The 24,793-nt window shown below is 67.8% G+C and carries 25 protein-coding genes; 13 read left to right on the forward strand and 12 right to left on the reverse strand.

The features are described 5' to 3' along the window. Positions 1–32: 32 nt before the first annotated feature. The 6 genes from CAG31_RS23440 to CAG31_RS23465 form a co-directional block, all read right to left on the reverse strand. On the reverse strand, positions 33–425 hold the full coding sequence (locus CAG31_RS23440; protein ID WP_371856127.1) for a helix-turn-helix transcriptional regulator: 393 nt from the start codon (positions 423–425) through the stop codon (positions 33–35). A 120-nt stretch (positions 426–545) separates the two neighbouring features. Continuing rightward, positions 546–2,009, reverse strand: a complete 1,464-nt coding sequence (locus CAG31_RS23445; protein ID WP_085585688.1) for a GDL motif peptide-associated radical SAM/SPASM maturase — start codon at positions 2,007–2,009, stop codon at positions 546–548. A gap of 90 nt (positions 2,010–2,099) precedes the next feature. Beyond that, complete coding sequence (locus CAG31_RS23450) at positions 2,100–2,681, reverse strand: DUF1842 domain-containing protein (RefSeq protein WP_085585690.1); 582 nt, start codon at positions 2,679–2,681, stop codon at positions 2,100–2,102. Between the two features lie 40 nt (positions 2,682–2,721). After that, positions 2,722–3,354 (reverse strand): DUF1842 domain-containing protein, encoded by a 633-nt coding sequence (locus CAG31_RS23455; protein ID WP_085585692.1) that lies wholly within the window; start codon positions 3,352–3,354, stop codon positions 2,722–2,724. A 34-nt stretch (positions 3,355–3,388) separates the two neighbouring features. Further along, positions 3,389–3,577, reverse strand: a complete 189-nt coding sequence (locus tag CAG31_RS23460; RefSeq protein ID WP_085585694.1) for a DUF1843 domain-containing protein — start codon at positions 3,575–3,577, stop codon at positions 3,389–3,391. A 664-nt stretch (positions 3,578–4,241) separates the two neighbouring features. Next, the gene (locus tag CAG31_RS23465) at positions 4,242–5,186 is read right to left on the reverse strand and encodes a LysR substrate-binding domain-containing protein (RefSeq protein ID WP_085585696.1); all 945 of its coding nucleotides are present in this window, start codon (positions 5,184–5,186) and stop codon (positions 4,242–4,244) included. Positions 5,187–5,313: 127 nt separating this feature from the next. Here CAG31_RS23465 and CAG31_RS23470 point away from each other — a divergent pair, with 127 nt between their 5' ends. The 5 genes from CAG31_RS23470 (at position 5,314) to CAG31_RS23490 (ending at position 10,780) form a co-directional block, all read left to right on the forward strand. Then, complete coding sequence (locus CAG31_RS23470) at positions 5,314–6,243, forward strand: LysR family transcriptional regulator (RefSeq protein WP_085585698.1); 930 nt, start codon at positions 5,314–5,316, stop codon at positions 6,241–6,243. A 116-nt stretch (positions 6,244–6,359) separates the two neighbouring features. Continuing rightward, positions 6,360–7,988 carry a GMC family oxidoreductase gene (locus CAG31_RS23475; RefSeq protein ID WP_085585700.1) on the forward strand — a complete coding sequence of 543 codons (1,629 nt, stop codon included), beginning with the start codon at positions 6,360–6,362 and terminating at the stop codon, positions 7,986–7,988. A 70-nt stretch (positions 7,989–8,058) separates the two neighbouring features. Further along, complete coding sequence (locus CAG31_RS23480) at positions 8,059–9,516, forward strand: aldehyde dehydrogenase family protein (RefSeq protein ID WP_085585702.1); 1,458 nt, start codon at positions 8,059–8,061, stop codon at positions 9,514–9,516. Positions 9,517–9,626: 110 nt separating this feature from the next. Next, positions 9,627–10,556: a catalase family peroxidase gene (locus CAG31_RS23485; RefSeq protein ID WP_256575571.1), complete on the forward strand. Its 930-nt coding sequence runs from the start codon at positions 9,627–9,629 to the stop codon at positions 10,554–10,556. Beyond that, the gene (locus tag CAG31_RS23490; RefSeq protein WP_085585706.1) at positions 10,553–10,780 is read left to right on the forward strand and encodes a hypothetical protein; all 228 of its coding nucleotides are present in this window, start codon (positions 10,553–10,555) and stop codon (positions 10,778–10,780) included. The genes CAG31_RS23485 and CAG31_RS23490 overlap by 4 nt, the downstream gene beginning before the upstream one ends. A 45-nt stretch (positions 10,781–10,825) precedes the next feature. Here CAG31_RS23490 and CAG31_RS23495 read toward each other — a convergent pair whose 3' ends face one another. The 6 genes from CAG31_RS23495 to CAG31_RS23520 all read right to left on the reverse strand — a co-directional run bounded on the left by CAG31_RS23495 (position 10,826) and on the right by CAG31_RS23520 (position 17,082). Beyond that, on the reverse strand, positions 10,826–12,493 hold the full coding sequence (locus CAG31_RS23495) for an MFS transporter (protein WP_085585708.1): 1,668 nt from the start codon (positions 12,491–12,493) through the stop codon (positions 10,826–10,828). Between the two features lie 203 nt (positions 12,494–12,696). Then, complete coding sequence (phnE, locus tag CAG31_RS23500; protein ID WP_085585710.1) at positions 12,697–13,464, reverse strand: phosphonate ABC transporter, permease protein PhnE; 768 nt, start codon at positions 13,462–13,464, stop codon at positions 12,697–12,699. Next, positions 13,461–14,288 carry an ABC transporter permease gene (locus CAG31_RS23505; protein WP_085585712.1) on the reverse strand — a complete coding sequence of 276 codons (828 nt, stop codon included), beginning with the start codon at positions 14,286–14,288 and terminating at the stop codon, positions 13,461–13,463. Before CAG31_RS23505 ends, phnE begins: the two co-directional genes overlap by 4 nt. Further along, a complete protein-coding gene (locus CAG31_RS23510; protein WP_085585714.1) occupies positions 14,282–15,079 on the reverse strand; it encodes a phosphonate ABC transporter ATP-binding protein in 798 nt (265 codons plus the stop codon). The genes CAG31_RS23505 and CAG31_RS23510 overlap by 7 nt, the downstream gene beginning before the upstream one ends. Beyond that, entirely contained in the window at positions 15,076–15,936 is an 861-nt protein-coding gene (locus tag CAG31_RS23515) for a putative selenate ABC transporter substrate-binding protein (RefSeq protein ID WP_085585716.1), read from the reverse strand. The genes CAG31_RS23510 and CAG31_RS23515 overlap by 4 nt, the downstream gene beginning before the upstream one ends. Positions 15,937–16,134: 198 nt before the next feature. Further along, positions 16,135–17,082 (reverse strand): transporter, encoded by a 948-nt coding sequence (locus tag CAG31_RS23520; RefSeq protein ID WP_085585718.1) that lies wholly within the window; start codon positions 17,080–17,082, stop codon positions 16,135–16,137. A 210-nt stretch (positions 17,083–17,292) separates the two neighbouring features. Between CAG31_RS23520 and CAG31_RS23525 the strand changes: the two genes are divergently transcribed. The 8 genes from CAG31_RS23525 (at position 17,293) to CAG31_RS23560 (ending at position 24,751) form a co-directional block, all read left to right on the forward strand. Further along, positions 17,293–18,333: an AraC family transcriptional regulator gene (locus tag CAG31_RS23525; RefSeq protein WP_085585720.1), complete on the forward strand. Its 1,041-nt coding sequence runs from the start codon at positions 17,293–17,295 to the stop codon at positions 18,331–18,333. 69 nt (positions 18,334–18,402) lie between these two features. Beyond that, positions 18,403–19,290, forward strand: coding sequence for a Dyp-type peroxidase (locus tag CAG31_RS23530; protein WP_085585722.1), 888 nt, complete (start codon positions 18,403–18,405; stop codon positions 19,288–19,290). Between the two features lie 9 nt (positions 19,291–19,299). After that, the gene (locus tag CAG31_RS23535; RefSeq protein ID WP_085585724.1) at positions 19,300–20,268 is read left to right on the forward strand and encodes a Gfo/Idh/MocA family protein; all 969 of its coding nucleotides are present in this window, start codon (positions 19,300–19,302) and stop codon (positions 20,266–20,268) included. A 257-nt stretch (positions 20,269–20,525) separates the two neighbouring features. Beyond that, entirely contained in the window at positions 20,526–21,278 is a 753-nt protein-coding gene (locus CAG31_RS23540; RefSeq protein WP_085585726.1) for a GntR family transcriptional regulator, read from the forward strand. Further along, positions 21,275–23,014 (forward strand): fumarate reductase/succinate dehydrogenase flavoprotein subunit, encoded by a 1,740-nt coding sequence (locus tag CAG31_RS23545; RefSeq protein ID WP_085585728.1) that lies wholly within the window; start codon positions 21,275–21,277, stop codon positions 23,012–23,014. The genes CAG31_RS23540 and CAG31_RS23545 overlap by 4 nt, the downstream gene beginning before the upstream one ends. 25 nt (positions 23,015–23,039) lie before the next feature. After that, positions 23,040–23,285, forward strand: a complete 246-nt coding sequence (locus CAG31_RS23550; RefSeq protein ID WP_085585730.1) for a ferredoxin family protein — start codon at positions 23,040–23,042, stop codon at positions 23,283–23,285. A gap of 228 nt (positions 23,286–23,513) precedes the next feature. Then, entirely contained in the window at positions 23,514–24,476 is a 963-nt protein-coding gene (locus CAG31_RS23555; protein WP_085585732.1) for a HEAT repeat domain-containing protein, read from the forward strand. Continuing rightward, on the forward strand, positions 24,473–24,751 hold the full coding sequence (locus tag CAG31_RS23560; RefSeq protein WP_085585734.1) for a DUF971 domain-containing protein: 279 nt from the start codon (positions 24,473–24,475) through the stop codon (positions 24,749–24,751). Before CAG31_RS23555 ends, CAG31_RS23560 begins: the two co-directional genes overlap by 4 nt. Positions 24,752–24,793: the final 42 nt, after the last annotated feature.

Genomic DNA, 24,793 nt, shown 5'->3' on the forward strand with positions numbered 1-24,793 from the left:
CTGGCCCACCGCTATCGCCAGCAGCCCGTCTCCTACAGGCGCAAGCCTTTGCGCAACGCTGCCGGGCTCACGCCATAGGCTTGCTGAAAGTACTGGCAAAACCTGCCCACATTGCTGAAGCCCAACCGCAGCGCCACGTCGGTCACCGACGGCGCGCCGCTCCGGGCCAGGATGTCGTGCGCATGCTCAAGCCGTACCCGGCGCTGATAGGCGACGATGGACATCCCCGCGAACCGTCGGAACCCGTCCTGCAAGGCGCGCAGGCTGACGTTGCTCAGCCGCGCCAATTCCGTGCCGCTGACCGGATCGTCGGGATGGGCCTGAAGGTAGTCGATGGGCCAGCCCGGTGCGGGCGACCCCCACCGATTCGGTGCGGTGGCTGAAGAGGATCTTGCCCGCCGTGGGCAGGACGAAAGTGATCTCATCGAACGGCTCCGCAAACGCCACCGAACAATCGCCCCGGTAATATGCGCCGGAAACAGCCCCGTGAACGGCGGCGCCGTCGCGACGGGCCCAATGCCTGCCGCGACGGCGTCGGGCGATCGTCAGCTCAACGTCCCCGGCGCAATCCCCAGCAACCCGGACAAGGTGTTGACGATGGCCTGCTGGCGGGCCCGGTCGGCCTGGTGCTGCGCTTCGGCGGCGGCCACGTCGGCGTCGCAGTGCGGGCACAGGGTCTCGTGGGCGTGGATGTATTGCAGGCAGTGCCTGCACAGCGCCAGTTGCTCGGGGATGCGGCCTTCCTCCGGGGATTTCTGCCCTTGGTTGAGCCAGGCCAGTTTGACCACTTGGCCGCTGTCGCTGACGCTGCTGACCCGCTCGCCGGTGTCGATGCGTTCGGTGATCAGGTCGAAGCGCCCGACGGCGAACGACTGCGGCGCGGCGTCCTGCAGTTTGACGATGCGCTCGCGCAGCCCGCGCTTTTGCAGCTCCAGGGTGCGGTAATGGCAGTAGGGGTTGTTGCCGGGCTTGCCCAGCAGCGAGTGCGACGTCCAGGTGCAGCCGCCCCGGCAGACGTCGTTGTAGTAGCAGGTGCGGCAATGGCCCCACAGGTCGTCGACCGAGCGCAGGCGGCCGAAGTGGATGCCTTCGCTGTAGTGCCAGATGTCGTGCAGGCTCATGTCGCGCACGTTACCCCCGGAGAAGCCCACCGTCGCCAGGGATGGGCAGCCCTTGACCGTGCCGTCGGCTTCCAGCGCGAGCACGGTCTGGCCGGCGGCGCAGCCGCTCCAGTGCACGCGCTCGTCGCCGAAGCCGCGCCACAGGTGTTCGTAAGGGCCGTAGTAGCCGATGTTGTTGCCGACGTTCATCAAAAGGCCGCGGTCCAGGCCTTCGCGGTAGAGCCGGGCGAGCAGCGGCATCACCTCCAGCAGTTGGTAGGGTTGGAGCAGCAGCTCCGGATGATCGACCGCGTTGCCCATGGCCACGGTCAGCTGGATCTGCCAGTGGGTGGCGCCCAGGCTGATGATGGTGTCCATCAGCTCGGGCAGGTCGGGCAGGGTGGCGGCGCCGATCTGGGTGTTGACGCTCACCGCCAGCCCCGACGCTTTCGCCCGGCGCAGGGTGTCCACGGCCTTGTCGAACGAGCCGGGCACGTTGCGCACCGCGTCGTGCAGCGGCGCGAGGCCGTCGAGGGACACGCCGACGCCGTTGAGGCCGGCGTCCACCGCCGCCTGCATCTTGGCCGGCGTCAGGTTGCGGCCGCCGGTCTGGATGGCGCAGTACATGCCGTGGTCGCGGATGGCCTGGATCAGTTGCGTCCAGTCCTTGCGCAGGTAGGCTTCGCCGCCGATCAGGGTGACCTCGCGGGTGCCGAGGGCGGCCAGGGCGTCGATCACGTCCAGGCATTCGCGGGTGCTCAGCTCGCCGGTGCGCCGGTGGCCGGCGCGGGAGCCGCAATGCAGGCACTTGAGGTCGCAGGCCAGGGTGATTTCCCAGACCACGTGGACCGGCACGTAGCGTTTGAGGTCGGACTCGCTCAGGTAGCGGGCAGGGAGGGTGTCTGTCATGGCAGGTCCTTGCGCACGGTCGCGTGCGCGACACGGAGGGAGGGCGACAGAACCCGGCGGGGCCGTCGTGGCCCCGCCGGGGAGCGACGGTCAGCGCGCTTCCAGTCGGGCGATCTCCGCGTTCAGTTGCTCCAGGGCACTGCGCAGCGAGGCCTCGTGGGCCACTTGCTGTTCACCCTGCTGCACCACGGTCTTGAGTTGCGCCACGTCGCCGCCGGCCTGGGCATGCTGCACGGCCACGGCATACAGCGGGATGTGCGGATGCGGCACCGGCTTGACCTCGACGCTGGGCGCCTGATGCACCGCAACGTGCCTCACCACATTCCACTGGCCCTCGTACTCGTAGCGGTAATCGGCAAAGCCGCTGGCCCAGTCGTCGCCCAACAGGCCCTTGAGGTGGAACGTCTGGGCGATCTGGCTGAGCGGGCCGCTGGGGCTGCCGGCGAGGTCGAGGATGATGTGGTGCTCGGCCGAAGGCGCCAGCTTGAGCTGACTGTAGTTGCCCCAGACCCGGGCGTGGAAGTTGACCGGCGGCCAGGTGCTCTGAAAGACGCTGGCCACGCCGCTGACTTTCTTGGAGACGGTGTTGACGACAAGGTCCAGGGTCAGGACCGGTGCGCCCAGCAAATCGTTTCTGACGATGAGGCGGGTATGGAAAAGTCCGATCGACATGATGCTGCTCCCTAAAGTGAATGACGGTTCCGGTGGCCGATCAGCGGCTCAGCAGTTGGCTGAGTTCTTTCTTGGCGGATTCCAGCGCGATGCGCAGTTGCGGCAACTGCTCCAGTTGCTGCTTGCCGAGCTTGGCGAGGTTTTTCATCTGCGCCAGGTCGCCGGCGGCGATGGCGCTTTGGATCGGCGCGGCGTACAGCGGCATGATCGGGCGGTACGGCTCGATCACAGGGCCCGGCTCGAACGGCGGCAGCACATGGGACGGCACCGGTTGCAGGTGCGCCGGCACGTTGTTGACCTCAACCCACTGGGTGCCGTTGAGGTATTGGTAGTTGGCGACGCCTTCCTTCCAGTCGGTGCCGACCACCAGGTGCACCCTGAAATTGACGATGCTGTTGGAGCCCGGTCCGCCGTGGTTGCCCTGGGCGGTGATGAGGATTTTGCTGACCCCAGGCTTCATGACGGTCAGGTAGGTGTACTCGCCCCAGACATCGGAGTGCACGTCGAGCGGCGGGTTGGTCGCCTGGGTGACGGCGGCGGTGCCGGTGACTTCCTGCTGCGGCGTGGAGATCAGCAGGTTGAGCGCCAGGCTTTGCGCGCCGGGCTGGCCCGTGCCGATCCGGTAGCACACCGGGAACAGGCCGACGTTGTGTTGCGAAACAGAACCAGACATGGTGATTGCCTCCATTGCAATGCGGGTGATGGCCTTAGGGTCTTTCCAGACGGGACACTTCCTGGGCCAGTTTTTCGTACGCGGTTGTAAGCTCCTTGGCTTCAGGCTTCGTTGAATCGCGCTGCTTCAACAAACTCTTCATTTTCTGCAGGTCGCCGTCCGTGATCGCGCTCTGGATGGCGACCCCGTAAGGGGGAATGTTGTGAGACTTCGAGTCGCTCATGCCGAAGGTTTCCTTATGGGTGTGCACACTGTCCCCTGTCGTGCAGGGGGCCTTTCCTGGCGGTCAGGCCGAACGCCTGCGCAAGAAAGGCTTCAGTGAGCTTTCCTGGCGGCGCGGGCCGGTCCGTCCGGATCCGATCAAAGGGCAGGGCGCGGGCGTGCGGGGCACGGCCGTCGCCTCAGGGGCAGGCGGCGTCAGCCGAAGCCGTCGGGGCTGGCCTGCGGGGCGGTCGCGAGGGGGTGTCGCAGCGACAAGGGGGTGGAACGCGCCTGTGCGTCGGTCATCTTTCTGTCCTTGATAGAAAGCCACGAACCACAGGGATCGCTCGAACGGTCCGCGAGCCTGCGCGTGCTTGCGCAGGCAAAAGAGACATCCCTGTTTTCCTTTCCAGTGCTGCTCCTGGCGTGCGTCCGGAGGACGGTGGCCGACGTGCTGGCATATCGCTGGCAACGCAACCCTAGATCCGATTCGGCGGGCCTGCCAGAAAAAGCGCCGAACGGTAGTGACCGGCGGGTCACGCTGTCTGGCCGACGGAGCCATCAGCGCCTGGGAAGGTGACTCAACCGGTTGATTCCCAAGAAAAAAGCCTCGCTGGCGCTGGCGGCCCGACCCCGTGGAACCAATCGAAATAACGCCGCCCCGATTCAGGCGTTTTGCGTTGCGCTCACACCGGCGGCAGGGCGCGCATCCCCCGCATCGGGTCGTCCAGCAGGCTGAACTGCTCGACCAGGAAATCGATCAGCTTGCGCAGCGACGGCAGCATGCCCTGACGGGTCGCGAACACCGCGTAGATCATTTCGGTGCGCGGCGTCCAGTCTGGCAGCACCACGGCCAGTTGCCCGCGTTCGATGAAGTCGTGCACCAGCGACATCGGCATCTGCGCCACGCCGATGCTGTCGATGGCCGCGCAGCGCAGCATCGGCAGGCCTTTGGTGATCAGTTGCGGGCGGTGCGCAAGGGTGAACTCCGCGCCGTCCTGGTGGAACAGCGTCCAGCTGTAGTCGCGCTGCGGGCTGCCGTGGTGGACGCTGGGGAAACGCGCCAGGTCCTGCGGCGCCTGAGGCTCGCCCAGGCGCGAGAGCAGCGCCGGGCTGGCCACCAGGCACTGCGGGCGCTGCGACAGCACCCGGCTGACCAGGTCCGAATCCTGAAGGGGCGGCGGGCGCACCCGCAGGGCCAGGTCGACGCCCTCGGCGACCACGTCCACCTGACGGTCGCAGGCGTCCAGGTGCACCTCCACCCGCGGGTGCTCGGCCATGAAACGGGTGATGAGGGCGCCGACGCATTCTTCCAGCAGCGTGGTCGGGCAGGTGACGCGCAGCACACCGCCGGGTTCGGCGTGGGTCAGGGCCACGGCGGCCTCGGCGGCTTCGGCTTCCTTGAGCATGGCGCGGCAACGGGCGTAGTAGGTCTGGCCCAGTTCCGTCACGGTGAAGTGGCGGCTGTTGCGGGTGATCAGGCGCACGCCCAGGCGTTCTTCCAGCAGCGCGATGCGCCGGCTCAGGTTGGACTTGGGAATGCCCAGGGCCCGCGCCGTCGGGGCAAAGCCGCCGTGGTCCACCACCATTACGAAATACTGCAGGTCATTGAGGTCCAGCACGGGGGGCATTCGCTTGGCCGAGGGACGCCCACTATACAAGCGCAAAGGTCCGCCGTGTGGGACGCAGCGGACCGTTTTTCGCCTCTGGCGGGCGTGCCGGCCGAACCGCAGGATGGGCGGCTTTTGGAGGCCGGCCTTGAACAAACTCAACGAGATGCAAGCGTTCGTCACCGTGGCGGACACCGGCAGCATGTCCGAAGCCGCCCGGCAACTGGGGGCCGCCAAGTCCATGGTCAGCCAACGCATGGCGCAGTTGGAGAAGCGCCTGGGCAGCACGCTGCTTGAACGCGGGCGCCAGGCCCGGCTGACCGAGTCCGGCGAGGTGTTCTACCGCTATTGCCAACGGATCCTGGCCGAAGTCGATGAGGCCGAAGAGGCGGTGCAGGCGTTCGGCGCCAGCGTCAGCGGCACCTTGCGGCTGGCGGCACCGATGGCCTTCAGCGTGCGCTACCTGGCCCCGGTGCTGGCGGACTTCGCGGCGCGCTATCCGCAGTTGCGGCTGGACGTCGAGGTCGACGACCGTCGGGTCAACCTGCACGAAGAACGCTACGACGCGGCGATCCGCATCGGCGAACTGCCGGACTCCTCGCTGGTGGCCAAGACCATCACCGCCAACCGCCACATCATCTGCGCCAGCCCCGCGTACCTGGCCGCCCATGGCACGCCGCAGACCCCGCAGGAATTGGCCCGGCATTTCGCGATCCACTACGTGAACCGCGAGCCCCACGGCACGTGGACGCTGCCGGTGAACGCTGGGCTGGAGTCGTTCCGGGTGCGCGGCCGGATGCGCACCAACAGCGGCCATCAACTGATGGCGGCGGCCAGGGCGGGGCTGGGCCTGACCATCCTGCCGACCTTTCTCGCCGCGCCCGACATCGTCTCCGGCGAACTGGTGGAAGTGCTGGCGCCCCACGCGCCGCGCGGGGGCAACATCTCGATGGTGTACCGAAGGTCCCAACGGGCGTCGCCCAAGCTGCAAGCCCTGGCCGACTTCCTCGGCGAGCGGCTCGGCAACCCGCCGCCGTGGGAGCGGATGCTGGCGGACCACGCCGCCGCCCGCCGCTGAACCGTTCGGAAAAAGCGAAACCGCGATTCGTTTTTCTGCGGCTTATGGGCCTGTCGGGCCTTCCCTAAGCTGGCGGGCGACAGGCGCGCTTCGACGCCTGACAGGGAAGAAACGCAATGAACGATACCCTTGATAATCCTGCCCGCCGCACCGTGCTGGCCGGTGGCGTCGTGGCGGCGGCCACGCTGGCGGCGGGCGGTCTGGCCCAGGCGCTGGAGTCCGCCGACAACCCCAAGGCCGGTGCGCGGGCGCCGGTCGATGTGATCATCGTCGGCGCCGGTTCGGCCGGCGCGGTGCTGGCCCGGCGCCTGAGCGAAAACGGCCAGCGGCGGGTGCTGTTGCTGGAGGCGGGGCACAGCTATGCGCCGGACCGTTATCCCGCGACCGTGGCCAGCAGCGACATCGTCGGCGCCAACGGTAACCGTGAGTTCGAATGGGGCTACACGGCCCGGCCGGGTTATGTCGGGCACCCCATCGGCGCCCTGCGCGGCAAGGTGCTGGGCGGCAGCTCGGCGATCAACGGCGCGGTGGCGATCCGCGCCCGCCGCGAGGATTTCCGGCGCTGGAACCTGCCGGGCTGGAGCTTTGAAGAGCTGCTGCCGGCGTTCAAGAAACTGGAGCGCCACAGCGGCGGCGCCAGCGCGATCCACGGCCATGACGGGCCGTTGCCGGTGCGCCAACTGTCCACCGCGGACGTCACGCCGATGCAGAAGGCGTTCATCTACGCCACGGTCGCCAACGGCTACCGGATGGTCGACGACTTCGACGGCGCCCAGGCCAACGGCGTCGGCCCGTACCCGATGAACATTGTCGACGGCGTGCGGGTCAACACCGGCATGGCTTACCTCACCGACGAGGTGCGGGCCCGCAAAAACCTGCAGATCCGCGCCGACAGCCTGGTGGACAAAGTGCTGTTCGAGGGGACGCGGGCGACCGGCGTGCAACTGGCCAACGGCGAGCACCTGCCGGCGGGTGAAGTGATCCTGTCGGCGGGCACCTACGGCAGCGCGGCGATCCTGCTGCGCTCCGGCATCGGCCCCGGCGACGACCTGCGCGCCCTGCAGATCCCCCAGGTGGCCGAGCTGCCGGTGGGGCAGCGGCTGGTGGATCATCCGTTCTACTACAACGCCTACGCCGCCAAACCGGACCTGATCGGCCGCCAGTCGCCGGCCATCGGCGCCAAGCTGTGGACCCACAGCCGCAGCGCCGCACCCGGCGAGTTGGATCTGCACATCACCGCCACCCACCTGTTTCCCCATGAGCAGAGCCCGACCCAGGTCGGCTTCGTGCTCGCGGTGGCCCTGACCCGGCCGCTGTCGCGGGGCCGGCTGAAGCTGGCCAGCCGCGATCCGTTCGCCGCGCCGGACATCGATCTGAACTTCCTCGCCGAGCCCGCCGACCGCCGGCGCCTGCTGGACGGCATCCGCCTGGCGCGGCGGATCGGCGCCACCGCGCCGCTGGCCGGGATGATCCATGCCGAGCTGAACCCGGGACCGGGCAACGATTCCGACGAGGCCCTGCTGACCAGCGCCCGCGCCACCCTCGACACCTATCACCACCCGACCTCCACCGCGCCCATGGGCCGGCCGGGGGACGCCCATGCCGTGGTCGACCTGCAAGCGCGGGTGATCGGCACGCAAGGGCTGCGGGTGGTCGATGCGTCGATCTTCCCTGACGTGCCTTCGGTCGCCACCAACGTGACCGTGATCGCCACCGCCGAACACATCGCGGGCCTCTACGCCTGACCCCAAGAAGCTATCCCAAGAAGCTATCCCAAGAAGCTATCCCAAGAAGCTATCCCAAGGAACTTTACCCATGAACAACACCCCGGTCTTGAACTGGATCGACGGCCTTTGGCTGGACTCCGGCGTACACCACGACTCCTTCGACCCGGCCACCGGCGAACGCATCGGCCGCTACGCCGAAGGCGGCCTGGCCGAAGCGCAATTGGGCATCGCGGCGGCTCGCCGGACGTTCCGTGACACCCCGTGGAAGGACGACCGCGCCTGGCGCGCCCGTGCCTTGCTGGAACTGGCGGACGCCTTCGAGCGCCACGCCGAAGCGCTCATCGACACGTTGGCGCTGGAGAACGGCAAGATCCGTCCCGAGGCCGGCTTCGAGGTCGCCATGGTGCCGTCCAAGCTGCGCTACTACGCGGGCCTGGCCCGCACCGAATACGGCCGCGCCGCCGAGCCGAAGCCAGGGCGGATCTCGCTGGTGCTGCGCCAGGCGGTGGGCGTGGCGGGGATCATCGTGCCGTGGAACTCGCCGGTGGTGCTGATGATCCGCTCGCTCGCCCCGGCGCTGGCCGCCGGTTGCACTGCCGTGGTCAAGATGCCGGGGCAGACCGCGCAGACCAACGCGCTGGTGGCGAAGATCCTCAGCGAAGCGCCGTCGTTGCCCCGTGGCGCGGTGAACCTGTTCAGCGAGCAGGGCGCGGCCGGTTCGATCCACCTGGTGGAGTCGCCCGACGTGCCGGTGATCAGCTTCACCGGCAGCACCGGTACCGGCCGGGCCATCTCCGCCGCCGGGGCGCAGCACCTCAAGCGCTTCGGCCTGGAACTGGGCGGCAAGACGCCGATGCTGGTGTTCGACGATGCCGACCTTGAGACCGTCGTGCCGGTGCTGGTCAAGGCCCTGACCGTGTTCGCCGGGCAGTTCTGCATGACCGGCTCGCGCCTGCTGGTGCAGCGGGACATCGCCACGGCGCTGACCGAGCGCCTGGCCGAACGCCTGAGCGCGGTGCGGGTCGGGCCGTCGGCGGATCCGGCCAGCGACATGGGGCCGTTGATCGACAAGGCCAACGTGCAGCGGGTCGACCGGGCGGTGGAGGAAGCCATCGCCGCCGGGGCGCAGGTGATCGTGCGCGGTGGCCCGGTCACCGACGGACCGCTGGCCCGGGGCGCGTTCTATCGCCCGACGCTGCTGCGGGTCAGCGACCCGGACCTGGCCATCGTCCGGCAGGAGACCTTCGGCCCGGTGCTGACCTTGCAGGTGTTCGACAGCGAGGCCGAGGCCGTCGAACTGGCCAACCGCAGCGAGTTCGGCCTGGCGGCCAGTGTCTGGACGCGGGATGGCGACCGCTCCCTGCGGGTGGCCCGTGAACTGGAGGCCGGCACCGTGTGGGTCAACGACTGGGCGGTGGTCTACGACGAGTTCGAGGAGGGCGGCTTCAAGCAGTCGGGGCAGGGGCGGCTGAACGGTGTGGCGGCGCTGGACGATTTCGTCGAGTACAAGCACATCGCCCTCAACCCTGGCCGGCGTGAGGCGTGAGCCCGATGCGAGCGACCCGACCCGTTGTTGTCGCGCTGCTGGCGGGGGCGCTGGCCGCGTCCCCGGCCTTCGCCGCCGACCTGTCCCCGTCCCCCACAAGGAGCGCTTCCGTGCCTGAGGACACACTCTATGACGCCTTGCTCGATGCGCTGCAGGCGACCTTCGGCCACCATCCCGGCTTTCGCGCGACCCACGCCAAAGGTGTGCTGGTGACCGGCACTTTCGTCGCCTCGGCGGCTGCGGCGGGCCTGAGCCGCGCTGAACATTGGCAGGGCCAGGCAGTGCCGGTGGTGCTGCGGTTCTCCAACTTCAGCGGCGTGCCGGCGACGGCGGACGGCGATCCACTGGCTAGCCCGCGCGGGTTGGCGGTGCGCTTCAGCCTTTCAGACGGGACGTTCACGGACATCGTGACCCACTCGTTCGACGGCTTCCCGGTGGCCACGCCCGAAGACTTCCTGGGGTTCTTGCAGGGCATCGCCGCCAATGTCGCCACCCCGGCGGATCCGGCACCGCTGCAAGCCTTTCTGGCGGGCCGCCCGAGGGCCCGGCAGTTTCTGGAGGCGCCCAAGCCTGCACCGTCCAGTTTCGTCGGCATCGACTACTTCGGCGTCAACGCGCTGGTGTTCAGCGACCGTCAGGGCAAGGAGCAGGCCGTTCGTTACCGCATCGAACCGCTGGCGCCGGAACCGACCTTGAGCGAGGCCGAAGCCGCCGCAAGACCGGCGGACTACTTGCAGGAGGAACTGGCGGCGCGGCTGGCCAAGGGGCCGGTGACGCTGCGCCTGATCGCGCAATTGGCGGCGCCGGGGGATGCCGTGGCCGACGGTTCGCTGCCCTGGCCCAGGAACCGCCGTGAGGTCGAGCTGGGCCGTTTCACCCTCGATGCGCTGCTGCCCGCCGGCGAGCAGCAAGCGGCCCAGCAGCGTCTGGACTTCAGCCCCGGGCGCTTGACGGACGGCATTGCGGCCAGCGCCGATCCGATGATCGTGGCGCGCGACCGGATCTACCGGCGCGCCGTGCTGCGCCGGCAGCAGCCATGAGCGTGGAGGCGGTGCGCTGGAAGCAATGGCTGCTGTCGTGGCTGATCGTGTGGCCGCTGTCGGTGTCCATGCCCTGGGCGCTGGCGGCGGTCTTGGAGATGGGGGATCTGCGGGTGCCGGAGTGGCTGTTCAAGGCCCTCGTCGCCGGGCTGATTTCCTTCAACATGGTCTATTGGCTGGTGCCCCGCAGCCACCGGTTGATGGCCCGCTGGCTACTGCGCTAGGCGCGGCGCCTGCCCGTTCCCGGCGGGAGCGGGCAGGCGTCGGGCTCAGCTGTGATGGATCTCGCGGTCCTTGGTTTCCGGCATGAAGAAGATGCCGAGGACGGCGGTCATCACCGCGATCACGATCGGGTACCACAGGCCGTAGTAGATGTCGCCCGTGGCCGCGACCATGGCGAACGCCACCGTCGGCAGGAAACCGCCGAACCAGCCGTTGCCGATGTGGTAGGGCAGCGACATCGAGGTGTAGCGGATCCGCGCCGGGAACAGCTCCACCAGCCACGCGGCGATGGGGCCGTAGACCATGGTCACGTAGATCACCAGGACCGTCAGCAGGAGCAGCACCATCGGGTAGTTGGTCTTGGCCGGGTCGGCTTTCTCCGGGTAGCCGGCGTCCTTGAGCGCGGCGCCGAGGCTGGCGGTGAAGGCGTCGTTCTGGGTCTTGAAGTCGGCGGCGGGCAGGTTGCCCCCTTCGAAGCTCTGGATGACCTTGTCGCCGATCTTCACCTGGGCCACGGTGCCCGGTTCGGCCTTCTCGTTGTTGTACGGAATCGCCCGTTTGGCCAGCACGGTCTTGGCCAGGTCGCAGGAGCTGGTGAAGCGCGCCTTGCCCACCGGGTCGAACTGGAACGAGCACTGGCCGGGGTCGGCGACCACCGTCACCGGGTTCTTCGCCTGGGCTGCGAAGACGTCCGGGTTACCGTACTGGGTCAGCGCGTGGAAGATCGGGAAATAGGTCAGCGCCGCCAGGATGCAGCCGGCCATGATGATGCCCTTGCGGCCGATGCGGTCGGACAGGCTGCCGAAGATCACGAAGAACGGCGTGCCGATCAGCAGCGAACCGGCGATCAGCAGGTTGGCGGTCTGCGGGTCGATCTTGAGCGTCTGCAACAGGAAGAACAGCGCGTAGAACTGCCCGGTGTACCAGACCACCGCTTGCCCGGCGGTGCCGCCGAGCAGGGACATGATCACCACCTTGAGGTTTTCCCAGCGGGCGAAGGATTCGGTCAGCGGCGCCTTCGACGCCTTGCCTTCGGCCTTCATCTTCTGGAACACCGGCGACTCGCTCAGTTGCAGGCGGATGTACACCGAGATGATCAGCAGCAGGATCGACAGCAGGAACGGGATCCGCCAGCCCCACGCCTCGAAGGCTTCGGTGCCCAGCGCGGTGCGGCAGGCGAGGATCACCAGCAGCGAGAGGAACAGGCCCAGGGTCGCGGTGGTCTGGATCCACGAGGTGAAGAAGCCGCGCTTGCCCTTCGGCGCATGTTCGGCCACGTAGGTGGCCGCGCCGCCGTACTCGCCGCCCAGCGCCAGGCCTTGCAGCAGGCGCAGGCTGATCAGGATGATCGGTGCCGCGACCCCGATGGAGGCGTAGCCCGGCAGCAGGCCCACCACCGCCGTGGAGACGCCCATGATCACGATGGTGATCAGGAACGTGTGCTTGCGGCCGATCATGTCGCCCAACCGGCCGAACACGATGGCGCCGAAGGGGCGCACGGCGAAGCCGGCGGCGAACGCGAGGAGGGCAAAGATGAACGCGGTGGTCTCGTTGACGCCGGCGAAGAAGTGCTTGGCGATGATCGCGGCCAATGAGCCGTAGAGGTAAAAGTCGTACCACTCGAACACCGTGCCCAGGGACGAGGCGAAGATGACCTTGCGCTCCTCCTTGGTGATGCCCTGCCGCGTTGTGCTGCTGTCGTCGATTGCCGCCATGGGTCTTCTCCGTCGTGCTTTTTGTTGTCAGGCCGGAGCACCTCTTCAACGTTTTCGTACCCGGGCCCTGGGGCTTGAATCGGATAAGCGCTTGCATGCTGCGTGGACAGGTGGAAAGCCTCGCGTCGCGGCGAGGTTTCCTTGAGCATAATCAGCTTCGCGCAGATATCCACTCGCCATCACGGGAAGGCGCGGCCCGGGCGCTACGCCTTGACCCAGCGCTGGCGGCTCCAGGCGCTCAGCGAGTCCACGGCGAACACCAGCGCCAGCATCGCCAGGATCACCGTGCTGGCCTGGGCTTCCTGGAACAGGCTGAGGCTCACGTACAGCATCTGCCCCAGGCCGCCGGCGCCGACGAAGCCCAGCACGCTGGCCATGCGGATGTTGTTTTCCCAGCGGTACAGGCAGTAGGCGATCAACTGCGGCGCCAGGTTCGGCAAGGTGCCGTAGCAGAAGGCGAGCACCGGGTTGGCGCCTTGCCGGCGCAGGGCTTCGGCCGGTTCCGGCGGGGTGTTCTCCAGCGCTTCGGCGAACAGCCGGCCGAGCACGCCGGTGGTGTGCAGGGCGAGGGCGAGGGTGCCGGCGTTGGGGCCGAGGCCGGCGGCCAGCACCATCAGCGCCGCCCAGACCAGCTCGGGAATCGCCCGCAGGGCATTGAGCAGCAGGCGCGCGGCGCTCTGCCCCGGCCAGCCGAAACGTCCGGCGGCGGGCAGCGCCAGCACCAGCCCCAGGCCGGTGGCGAGCAGGGTGCCCAGGGCCGACATGGCCAGGGTCTCCAGCGCGCCGTGGAAAATCGCGGACAGGTAACCGGCGCTCAGGTCGGGGCTGAGGAAACGCTGCACATAGGCGCCCATCTGCTTCAGGCTGGCGGCGCTGCCCAGTTCCGCCAGGTCCAGTTCCAGATAGGCGAACGAGGCGACCACCGCCCAGCCGATGGCAAGGATCAGCAATGCGTTGACCAGGCGCCTCATGCCAGCCTCCCGCGCAGCAGGCGGCTCAGCTGGTCGGCGCCCAGCACCAGCAGCAGGAAGGTCAGCAGCATGCTGGCGACTTCGCCGCCGGCGAACATGCGGATCGACAGGTCGATCTGCTGGCCGAGCCCGCCGGCGCCGACGAAGCCCATCACCACCGAGGCGCGGATCGCGCATTCCCAGCGGTAGACCGTGTACGACAGCAGCTCCGACGCCACGTTGGGCAGGATGCCGTAGGCGAACGCGCCCAGGCGACCGCTGCCGGCCTGCATGAGGGCGTGGGCCGGGCGCTGGTCGGTGGACTCGAAGATTTCCGCGTAGACCTTGCCGAGCATCCCGGCGTAGGTGATCGCGATGGCCAGTACGCCCGCCGCCGGCCCGAGCCCGACGGCCCGGACGAACAGCAGGGCCCAGACGATCTCCGGCACGCTGCGCAGGAAGATCAGCAGGCCGCGCACCGGCCAGCGCAACAGGCGCCCGCAACGCCCGGGACGCCCGCCGCGCGAAGCGGCGGACAGCGACAGGGCACGGCTGGCCAGCAGGCTGGCGGGCGCCGCCAACAGCAGCGCGAGCGTCATCCCGGCGGTGGCGATGGCCAGGGTCTGCAGGGTGGCCTTGAGCAGCAGTTGCATGAACGCGTCGTCGTGGGCCGGCGGCCAGAAGCCGGCCACGAAACGGCCCATCTCGCTTTGGCTGTCGGCGCGCAGCAGCACACCGGGATCCAGTTCGCTGAGCTGCACGCCCGGCCACAGCAGGGCGACGGCCAGCAGCGTCAGCAGCAGGCGCGGCCAGGCGGCGGGGTCGCGGGAATCGGCGCTCAGCATCGGGGGATCTGCACGGTCAGGGGCGGCACGACCGTCGGCGGGGATTGCAGCTGTTCATTGGCGTAGAGCGCGTCGAGCCGCTCGCGGTCCACCTCGGCGGCGGGGCAGTCGAACAGGATCCGGCCTTCGCGCAGGCCAATGATCCGCGGGAAGTGCGCCAGCGCCAGCTCCACCGCGTGCAGGCTCGCCACCAGCGTGACCCGGTGCTCGCGGGCATGGCGCGAGAGCACCGACAGGGTATGCCCGGCCAGCACCGGATCCATCGCCGACACCGGCTCGTCGGCCAGCAGCACTTCCGGCGCCTGGTACAGCACCCGGGCGATGCCGACCCGTTGCAGTTGGCCGCCGGACAGTTGCTGGCACTGGCTGAACAGTTTGTCGCTCAGATCCAGTTTCGCCAGCGCCGCCCGGGCGCCGGCCACGTCCAGCGGATGCAGCAGGCTGACCAGGCTGCGTAACAGGCTCCACTGGCCGAGCTTGCCGGCCAGCACCGCCGTCACCACCCGTTGCCGGGGCGGCAGGGGCGGCGCCTGGTGCACCAGGCCGATGCGGGCGCGCAGGCGCTGGCGCTGACCGGCGGACAGCTGCCAGGCGCGCTGGCCGAGCACGTCGAGTTCGCCGCCGCTGGGCTGCACGGCGGTGGCCAGCACGTTGAGCAGGCTCGACTTGCCGGCCCCGGACGGGCCGATGATCGCCACCTGCTCGCCGGCGCCGATGTGCAGGTCCACGCCTTGCAGGGCGTGGACGCCGTTGTCGTGGTGCAGGCGTCCCTGGGTCAGGCGCAGGGTCATTTCAGCAGTTCGGCGGCGCGGGCGGCTTCTTCGATGCCTTTGTAGTTGTCCGGGCTGGTCTCGATGAAACGGCTGGCGGCCTGCAGGTCGAGGATCTTCTTCTGCTCGGGGTTGGCCGGGTCGAGGGCGAGGAAGGCCTTCTTGATCTTCGCCGCCAGGGCCGGGTCGAGGGTGCCGCGCACGGTCCAGTTGTAGTCGAAGTAGGCCGGGGTGGTGGCGAAGACCTTCACCTTGGCGGTGTCGACCTTGCCGGCGTCCACCAGCTTCTGCCAGACGCTGGCGTTCAGCACGCCGGCATCGACCTTGCCGGCCTGCACCCAGGCGACGGTGGCGTCATGGGCGCCGGAGTAGCCGACGCGGCTGAAGTAGGTTTCAGGCTTGATGCCGTCCTTGAGCATGAAATAGCGCGGCATCAGGCTGCCGGAGGTGGACGACACCGAACCGAAGGCGAAGGTCTTGCCCTTGAGGTCAGTCAGGCTCTTGACGTTGGGGTCGGCGGTGATGAACTTGCTGGTGAACTGCGCATCCTGCTCGCGCTGCACCAGCGGGATCACCGGGGTGGTGGCGTCGGTCTTCAGGCGGGCCTGGACGAAGGTGAAACCGCCGAGCCAGGCCATGTCGAGGCGGTCGGTGGCCAGCGCTTCGACCACCGCCGGGTAGTCCGCCACGGGGACGAACTTCACTTTCATGCCCAATTGCTGTTCCAGGTACTTGCCCAGCGGCTCGAACTTGCGCAGCAGTTCGGTGGGGGCTTCATCGGGGATCGCGCTGACCCGCAGCACCTCGGCGGCGTTCGCCAGCAGCGAGGAAAAGGTCAGGGCCAGGCCAGCGGTCAGTGCCAGGGTACGTTTGAGCATGGAATTCTCCGTTTCATGAGCGTCGCAATCGAAGCGCCCGCGAAGAAGCCAGGCGCAACGTCAGGTTAGACGAAACGGGCGGTGTTATACGCACTCATGCCGGCGTTGGCGAGTCTGCCGAAGGTGTCGGTGGCCGGCATGTGTGGCGATTTGTTGCGCCTGCTGCCGACACCTTGTCCGTAAGCCGGGCCGCGTGCCTCAGAACGCGTAGGGAATGCTGATCTTGGCCCAGAGCATTTCGCCCTCGGGGCGGTTTTCCACGTCGAACTCCTTGGCCCATCGGATCTCCGCGCTGGCGTACTTGAGAAAGGTGAAATACAGGGCAGGACCTATGGCGAACACCTTGCCGCGCACGCCGTCGTTCACGTCTTCGCCGGCGAACTGCACGGTGTGGCCGAACTGCTTGTCGTCGGTGGTCTGCTTGAGGAAGTAGCCGTTGACGCCCAGGCGCAGGTTGTCGGTGACGCGGTAGCTGGCCGAATAATCGAAATGGAAGATCTGCCCGGACTTGTAGTCGGTGTCCTTGTTCTTTTCGTTGAAGCTGTAGGTGGTCTTCATCGACAGCTCGGTGCGCTCGGTCGGCAGCCAGGTGAACGAGAACAGTGGCTTGTACGTCCAGAAGTTGTTGCTGGTGTTGGCCAGGCGTTCGGCGTCGTACTCGCCGGTGGGCGCGGTGATCTCCACGGCGGCGCCGAGGGTGAGGTTCTTGCCCATGTCCCACAGGATGATCGGGGCGAACGTGGTGTCGCCCATGCTCTCGCGGGTGTCGCTGAGGCCGAACGCCGCCACTTCCTGCTTCATCCACGGCTGGGCGACGTAACCGGCGAGCCGCCCGCCGAGCACCCGCACCGGGCTCAGGTAATCGAGGCGCGGCACCACGGCGGTGGACTCGATCTCGACGTTCGGCACCTTGCCGCCCAGGGAACTGATGTTGAGCTTGGTCGCCTTGTAGTGGTTGTAGTAGAGGTTGAACGCGACCATGTTTTCCGGAAGGTTGTCGACGTCCAGCGGCAGGACGAAGAAACCGTCGGTGCCGGGGCCGATGTTGTCGACGCCGGATTCGGTGGCCAAGGCGGGCAAGGGGAGTGCGCCGACCGTCAGCATCAGGGCCAACGGGAAGGGACGTGTCGCGCGGTTCGGGCTCATGGTTGTCCTCGTTATTATTGTGATGGGGACGCGGCGCGGCCGCACGGGGCGCCGGCAGCCTAGGATCAAGCCTTTGGCGCACGCCGGGGCAGGGTATTGGCGGACACGCAGGGGGGCATCTGCGGACAGGCCGCCGGCCCTGTGCTAACTTCTTGTGACATAACCGGTTACAAAAATAACAACTCAGCACGATCCGGAATGTCCAGCCCCATGAACGTCAAAGTCCAAGACCCCACCTACGAACTGGCGCTGGTGTCGCCGTTCCTGCTGCAGACCCTGGCCGAAGTCGCGCAACTCAAGGGCATCCAGCCGCAAACCCTGTGCCGTGGCCTGGGTTTCACCCTCGACGACCTGCAGGACCCGGCGCAGCGCATCTCCTACCGCCAGGCCGTGGCCATGATCCAGCGCGCGCTCAAGGCCTTGCCCAACCAGGGGCTGGGCCTGTGGGTCGGGGCGCAGAACGTGCTGGGCACGCTGGGCCTGCTGGGCCACGTGCTGTCGCTGTGCAAGACCCTGCGCGACGCCTTCGCCCTGGGCATCCGCCATCAGCACACCTCCGGCGGGATCGTGGTGTCCAGCGTGGACGTGGTGGGGGAGCAGGTGTTCGTCAACGCCGAATGCCGCCTACCGTTCGCCGAAGTGCAGATGTTCGCGGTGGAGGAGTTCTTCGCCAGCCTGCTGGTCTACGGGCGGGCTTTGGTGGGGGAGGACTTCAAGGCCATCGCGGTGGAGTTCGTCCACGCCGCGCCGGACTACCTCGACGAATACCGGCGCCTGCTGGGGCCGGACGTGCGCTTCGGCTGCCTGCACAACCGCATGCTGCTCGACGTGCGCTGGCTGGACGTGAACCTGCCCAACCACCATTCGCTGGCCTTGCGTCAGGCGGTCAAGCTGCTGGAACTGGAGGCGGCGCAGGTGCACCAGAAACTGGACCTGATCCAGGCCGTGGAGCGGGCGATCGCGCGGGACCTGAGCCGGGGCAGCCACATCGAGAAGATCGCCGGCGACCTGAACATGAGCAGCCGCACCCTGCGCCGACGCCTGACCGAGCACGCGCTGACCTTCGAAGCATTGCTGGAGCAAGTGCGCCAGGCCCGCACCATGAGCCTGTTGGCCAACCCGCAGATGCCCATCGAACGCATCACCGAGGAAGTCGGCTACAGCGACGTGCGCAGCTTCCGCCGGGCGTTCAAGCGCTGGACGGGGATGAGCCCCAGCGCGTGGCGCCATGACGGCGGCGCTCACGAATAACCTCTGTTCTGAACCCACACAAACCCTCCGGCTACAGTTAAACTCCGCGCTCTTTCCCAAGGAGTTCACATGAGTCACTACCAGCCGGGCATCCTCGCCACCCCCGTTCCGCCGCAGGCACGTCACCTGTTTTTCGCCCTTGAATCGCTTGAGGCGCTGCCGCAGGCGATCGACAACCTGCTGAACCTGGTGGACGGCAAATCGGCGGTGGTCGGTTTCGGCGAGTCCCTGGCCAAGGCGCTCAAGGTGGACATCGACGGCCTGCGCAGCTTCCCGGCGCTGACCGGCGTGGGCGTGGAGAACCCGTCGACCCAGCATGCGCTGTGGGTCTGGCTGCACGGCACCGACCGTGGCGAACTGCTCAACCGCAGCCACGCGTTCGAGGCGGCGCTGGCCCCGGCCCTGCGCCTGGTGCAGAAGCAGGAAGCCTTCCGCCACATGGGCGGCCACGACCTCACCGGTTACGAGGACGGCACCGAAAACCCCCACGACGAAGCCGCCGTGGCCGCCGCGCTGGTCAGCGAGGGCGCGCAGGGCCTGGTCGGCGGCAGCTTCGCCGCGATCCAGCAATGGCAGCATGACCTCAAGGGGTTCCACGCGCTGTCCGCCGAAGACAAGGACAACATCATGGGCCGTCGCCTGAGCGACAACGAAGAGATCGACGACGCGCCGGTCTCCGCCCACGTCAAACGCACCGCCCAGGAAAGCTTCGCGCCCGAAGCGTTCGTGGTGCGCCGTTCGATGCCGTGGATCGAAGGCGACCGCGCCGGCCTGATGTTCCTCGCGTTCGGCTTCTCCCTCGACGCCTTCGAAGCGCAGCTGCGGCGCATGAGCGGCCTGGAGGACGGCATCACCGACGGCCTGTACCGCATCAGCCGGCCGATCACCGGCGGCTATTACTGGTGCCCGCCGCTCCAGGACGGTCGCCTCGACCTGCGCGCACTGCGCATCGGCTGAGGGCTGGGCATGGACGTGGTGCGGTGGGGCATGATCGGCTGCGGCAGCGTCACTGAACGCAAGAGCGGCCCGGCGCTGCGCAAGGCGCCAGGTTCGGCGTTGGTGGCGGTGATGGGGCGACGGCTCGACGCCGTCAGCGACTACGCCGCCCGCCACGGCGTCGGGCGGTTCTACACCGACGCCGACGCCCTGATCAACGACCCCGAGGTGGACGCGGTGTACATCGCCACGCCTCCCGACAGCCATCACGCCTACAGCCTCAAGGTCGCCGCCGCCGGCAAGCATTGCTGCGTGGAAAAGCCCATGGCGCTCAACGCCGGGCAAAGCCGCGAGATGCACCAGGCGTTCGCCGATGCCGGCCTGCACCTGTTCGTGTCCTATTACCGCCGTTCCCTGCCGCGCTTCCGGCAGGTGCGGCAATGGCTGGACGAAGGGCGGATCGGCGAGGTCCGGCTGCTGAGCTGGACGCTGACCAAGGCGCCGTCGACGACCGACCTTGAGGGCGGCGACAACTGGCGCACCGACCCGGCGGTGGCCGGCGGCGGCTATTTCGCCGACCTGGCCAGCCATGGCCTGGACCTGTTCCAGTACCTGCTCGGCGACATCGTCGACGTGGCCGGCTTCACCGCACGCCAGGCCGGGCTGTACGCGGCCGAAGATGCCGTCGGCGCCAGTTGGCGGTTCGCCGGCGGCGCCCTGGGCATGGGCTGCTGGAGCTTTGCCGCGGATCGGCGCGAGGACAGGGTCGAGATCGTCGGCAGCCGCGGGCGGATCGGTTTTTCCGTGTTCGACGAACAACCCGTCGAACTGCACGCCGATGAATACGTCAGCCTGCACATCCCCCATCACGAACACATCCAGTGGCATCACGTCCTGGGCATGAACGCCCACATCCGCGGCCAGGCGCAGCACCCGGCGGTGGCCGCCGAGGCCCTGAAGACCGATTGGGTGATGGACCGGATCCTCAAGCGCGGGTGACGCCCTGCGGCGTCCGGACTGACGCCATCGCCAGCAGGCTGGCTCCCACAAGGGATCTCGGTCGGCTGCAAGGTTGGCGATCACTGCAGAACAATGTGGGAGCCAGCCTGCTGGCGATGACGCCAGTGAGCGCACCGCAGGGCAAGACAGCCGCTCCCGCAGCCACCGCATCTAAGGTTATGCCCAAACAATATTTCTCAAGCCTGACACCGCTTCCCTAAGATCACGTCATAACTCGTTATGACAAGTGATCGCCGATGACCGACAACCTCCTTTCCCTGGGCGGCGTCCCGTTGCACACCCAACTGCGCGATGTGCTGCGCACGCGCATCCTCGACGGCCAATACCCGCAAGACAGCCAGATGCCCTCCGAAAGCGAGTTGGGCGCGATGTTCAAGGTCAGCCGCATCACCGTGCGCCAGGCGCTGGGCGATCTGCAGAAGGAAGGGCTGATCTTCAAGATCCACGGCAAGGGCACGTTCGTCGCCAAGCCTAAGACCTTCCAGAACGTCAGCACCCTGCAAGGCCTGGCCGAATCCCTGGCCGGCCGCGGCTACGAGGTGATCAACCGCCTGCGCAGCTTCAGGTTCATCGCCGCCGACGCGCGCATCGCCGAACGCCTGCAAGTGGCCGAAGGCGACACCGTGGCGCAGATCAAGCGCGTGCGGCTGATCAACCGCGAGCCGGTCTCGCTGGAGATCACCTACCTGCCCAAGCACCTGGGCGAGCGCCTGGAGAAGGCCGACCTGGTGACCCGCGACATCTTCCTGATCCTGGAGAACGACTGCGGCCTGGCGCTGGGGCATGCGGACCTGGCCATCGACGCGGTGCTGGCCGACGACGACCTGACCCAGGCGCTGGGCGTCGAGGCCGGTTCGCCGATCATGCGCATCGAGCGCCTGACCCACGATGCCGACGGCCAGCCCCTGGATTTCGAACACCTTTACTACCGCGGCGATGCGTTTCAGTACCGCCTGCGGATCGACCGGCAAAAAGGGGAGCGCACATGACGCAGGATTCGACGGCAGGCACCACCATCGAACAGGAATACGACATCGTCGTGATCGGCGGCGGCACCGCCGGCCCCATGGCGGCGATCAAGGCCAAGGAGCACAACCGCGACCTGCGCGTGCTGCTGGTGGACAAGGCCAACGTCAAGCGCAGCGGCGCGATCAGCATGGGCATGGACGGCCTGAACAACGCGGTCATTCCCGGCCATTCGACGCCTGAGCAGTACACCAAGGAAATCACCGTCGCCAACGACGGCATCGTCAACCAGGCGGCGGTGTACGCCTACGCCACCCACAGCTTCCAGACCATCGAGCAGCTCGACCGCTGGGGCGTGAAGTTCGAGAAGGACGAAACCGGCGACTACGCCGTGAAGAAAGTCCACCACATGGGCGCCTACGTGCTGCCGATGCCGGAAGGGCACGACATCAAGAAAGTCCTCTACCGCCAACTGAAGCGGGCGCGGGTGAGCATCACCAACCGTCTGGTCTGCACCCGCCTGCTGACGGACGAAGAGGGCACGGTCAACGGCGTGATGGGTTTCGACTGCCGCACCGCCGACTTCCATGTGATCAAGGCCAAGGCGGTGATCCTGGCCTGCGGCGCCGCCGGGCGCCTGGGCCTGCCGTCCTCCGGCTACCTGATGGGCACCTACGAGAACCCGACCAACGCCGGCGACGGCTATGCCATGGCCTACCACGCCGGGGCCGAACTGGCGAACCTGGAATGCTTCCAGATCAACCCGCTGATCAAGGACTACAACGGCCCGGCCTGCGCCTACGTCACCGGCCCCCTGGGCGGCTACACCGCCAACAACAAGGGCGAGCGCTTCATCGAATGCGACTACTGGAGCGGGCAGATGATGCGCGAGTTCCACCAGGAACTGGAAAGCGGCAACGGGCCGGTGTTCCTCAAGCTCGATCACCTGGCCGAAGAAACCATCCAGGACATCGAACAGATCCTGCACAGCAACGAACGCCCGAGCCGCGGCCAGTTCCACGCCAACCGCGGCACCGACTACCGCACGCAGATGGTCGAGATGCACATCTCGGAGATCGGCTTCTGCAGCGGCCACTCGGCGTCCGGGGTGTGGGTCAACGAGCGGGCCGAGACCTCGGTCAAGGGCCTGTATTCGGCCGGTGACATGGCGGCGGTGCCGCACAACTACATGCTCGGCGCGTTCACCTATGGCGGGTTCGCCGGGCAGAACGCGGCGCAGTTCGTGGAAGGGCGCGGGTTCACCGCACTGGATGCCGAACAGATCGAGCGGGAGCGGGCGCGGGTGTTCGCGCCGCTTGCGCGCGAGCACGGCCTGCCGCCGGCCCAGGTCGAGTACAAGCTGCGGCGCTTCGTCAACGACTACCTGCAACCGCCGAAGGTGACCAAGAAGATGGAGATCGGCCTGCAACGCTTCAGCGACATCGAACGCGACCTCGAACAGCTCAAGGCCCACAACGCCCATGAACTGATGCGCGCCATGGAAGTCAGCGTGATCCGCGACTGCGCCGAAATGGCCGCCCGCGCCTCGCTGTTCCGCACCGAAAGCCGCTGGGGCCTGTACCACTACCGGGTCGACCACCCCGAGCGCAACGACCGCGAATGGTTCTGCCATTGCCACCTGAAGAAAGGCGAGGACGGGCGCATGACCAGCTTCAAGAAGCCCGTCGAGCCTTACATCATTCCCCTGGACGCCGTTGAAATGCAGGCCTACGACCGCCTGCGGGTCGGCGCCGCCTGAACCGCACCCAGAGAGAGCCCCGACCATGGCCCATCAAGCCCAGGATATCTTTTTCCGCTCCAACGCCCCCGTCACCGTGGACGAGGACAAATGCATCGCCGACAAGGGCTGCACCGTATGCGTCGACGTCTGCCCGATGGATCTGCTGGCGATCAACCCGGCCACGCAGAAGGCCTACATGGCCTTCGACGAATGTTGGTACTGCATGCCCTGCGAAAAGGACTGCCCGACCGGGGCGGTGAAAGTGGAGATCCCGTACCTGCTGCGCTGATCCGTGGCGCGCTCACTGACGCCATCGCCAGCAGGGCTGGCTCCCACCGTTTTCTATCTGCCCCACAAGCCACCGTGCGGGAGCCAGCCTGCTGGCGATGAGGCCGCCACCGACAACGCAAGACGCCATCCGGCCACCCCGGACGCCAAGACAAGAACATCCCGCGTTTCCCACCGCCCACCGACAGCGGCGCAAACGCACCGTCCGAACCTAAGCCGTGGTGAGCCCATGACCTCTTTTTTTGCTGTGACCGACAACGCCGACATCCTCGCCCTGCAACCGCGCCTGACCGCCGAGGATCCGGGCGTGCGCCGCATCGCCCTGATCGACCTGGCCGACCTCGAAGAGCCCGACGGCCTGCTGTGGCTGGTGGGCCGGCTGACGGACGATCCCGCCGAAGACGTGCGCGCTGAAGCGGCGCGCCTGCTGGAGGCCTGGGAAGACGCGCCGGTGGTCGAGGCCTTGTGCCGGGCCCTGACCGATCCGTCGCCGGCGGTGCAGGCCGCCGCGGCGCAAAGCCTGAGCCTGCTCAAGAGCGAAGCCGCAGGCCGGGTGATCCTGCCGTGGACGGCGCACGCCGCAACCTGTGTGCGCACGGCGGCCTGGCGGGCCCTGCGAGAACTGCGCCTGGCCGAAGCGGCACCGGCAGCGGTGGCGGCGCTCGACGACGCCGAGGCGGGCGTGCGCCGCGAAGCGGTGGGGGTGCTCGGCTGGCTCAAACAGCTCGATGCGCTACCGGCGCTGGCACGGCTGGCCAGCACCGACCCGGACAGCGAAGTGCGCCGCGCCGCCACCGGCGCCCTTGGGCTGGCGTCCGGCGCCGATGTGCTGCCCGCCCTGCAACGGGCGTTGCAGGACGCGGCCTGGCCCGTGCGCGAAGAAGCCGCCACGACCCTGGGCAAGGTCGGCCACCCCGACGCCGGCCCGGCCCTGATCCAGGCCCTGAGCGACGACTACTGGCAAGTGCGCCTGCGCGCCGCCCGCAGCCTCGGTCGCCTGCGCCATGTCGCCGCGTTGGATGCGTTGATCGAGACCCTGGGCCACCGCATCAGCAACCTGCGCAAGGAGGCGGCGTTGGCCCTGGGCGAACTCAACGACCGCGGCGCGGTGGCCGCGTTGCAGGCCGCCCAGGACGACGGCGACCCGGAAGTGCGCAAGGCCGTGCGCATTGCCTTGAGTCAGTTGCAATGAGCCCGTTGGCCATCGGCAATGCCTCGGCCGGGCAGACATTGCGCTTGAACTGGCCGGACGGGCGCGAACAGCGCCTGGGGCACGCGGAGTTGCGCCGCCGCTGCCCGTGCTCGCAGTGCCGGGCCTTGCGCCTGCGGGGCATGACACCGCAGGTCGATGAGCGAGTCCGGATCATCGAACTCAACCCCCAGGGCTATGGCCTGCAACTGGTGTTCAGCGACGGCCATCAGCGCGGGATCTACCCGTGGCAGTACCTGGCGCAACTCACCTGCTGACCTGCCGCAATTCCAACTGTGGGAGCCAGCCTGCTGGCGATG

It is taken from the genome of Pseudomonas sp. R25(2017), from assembly GCF_002112565.1.
In the GTDB taxonomy this organism is placed as follows: domain Bacteria; phylum Pseudomonadota; class Gammaproteobacteria; order Pseudomonadales; family Pseudomonadaceae; genus Aquipseudomonas; species Aquipseudomonas ekonensis.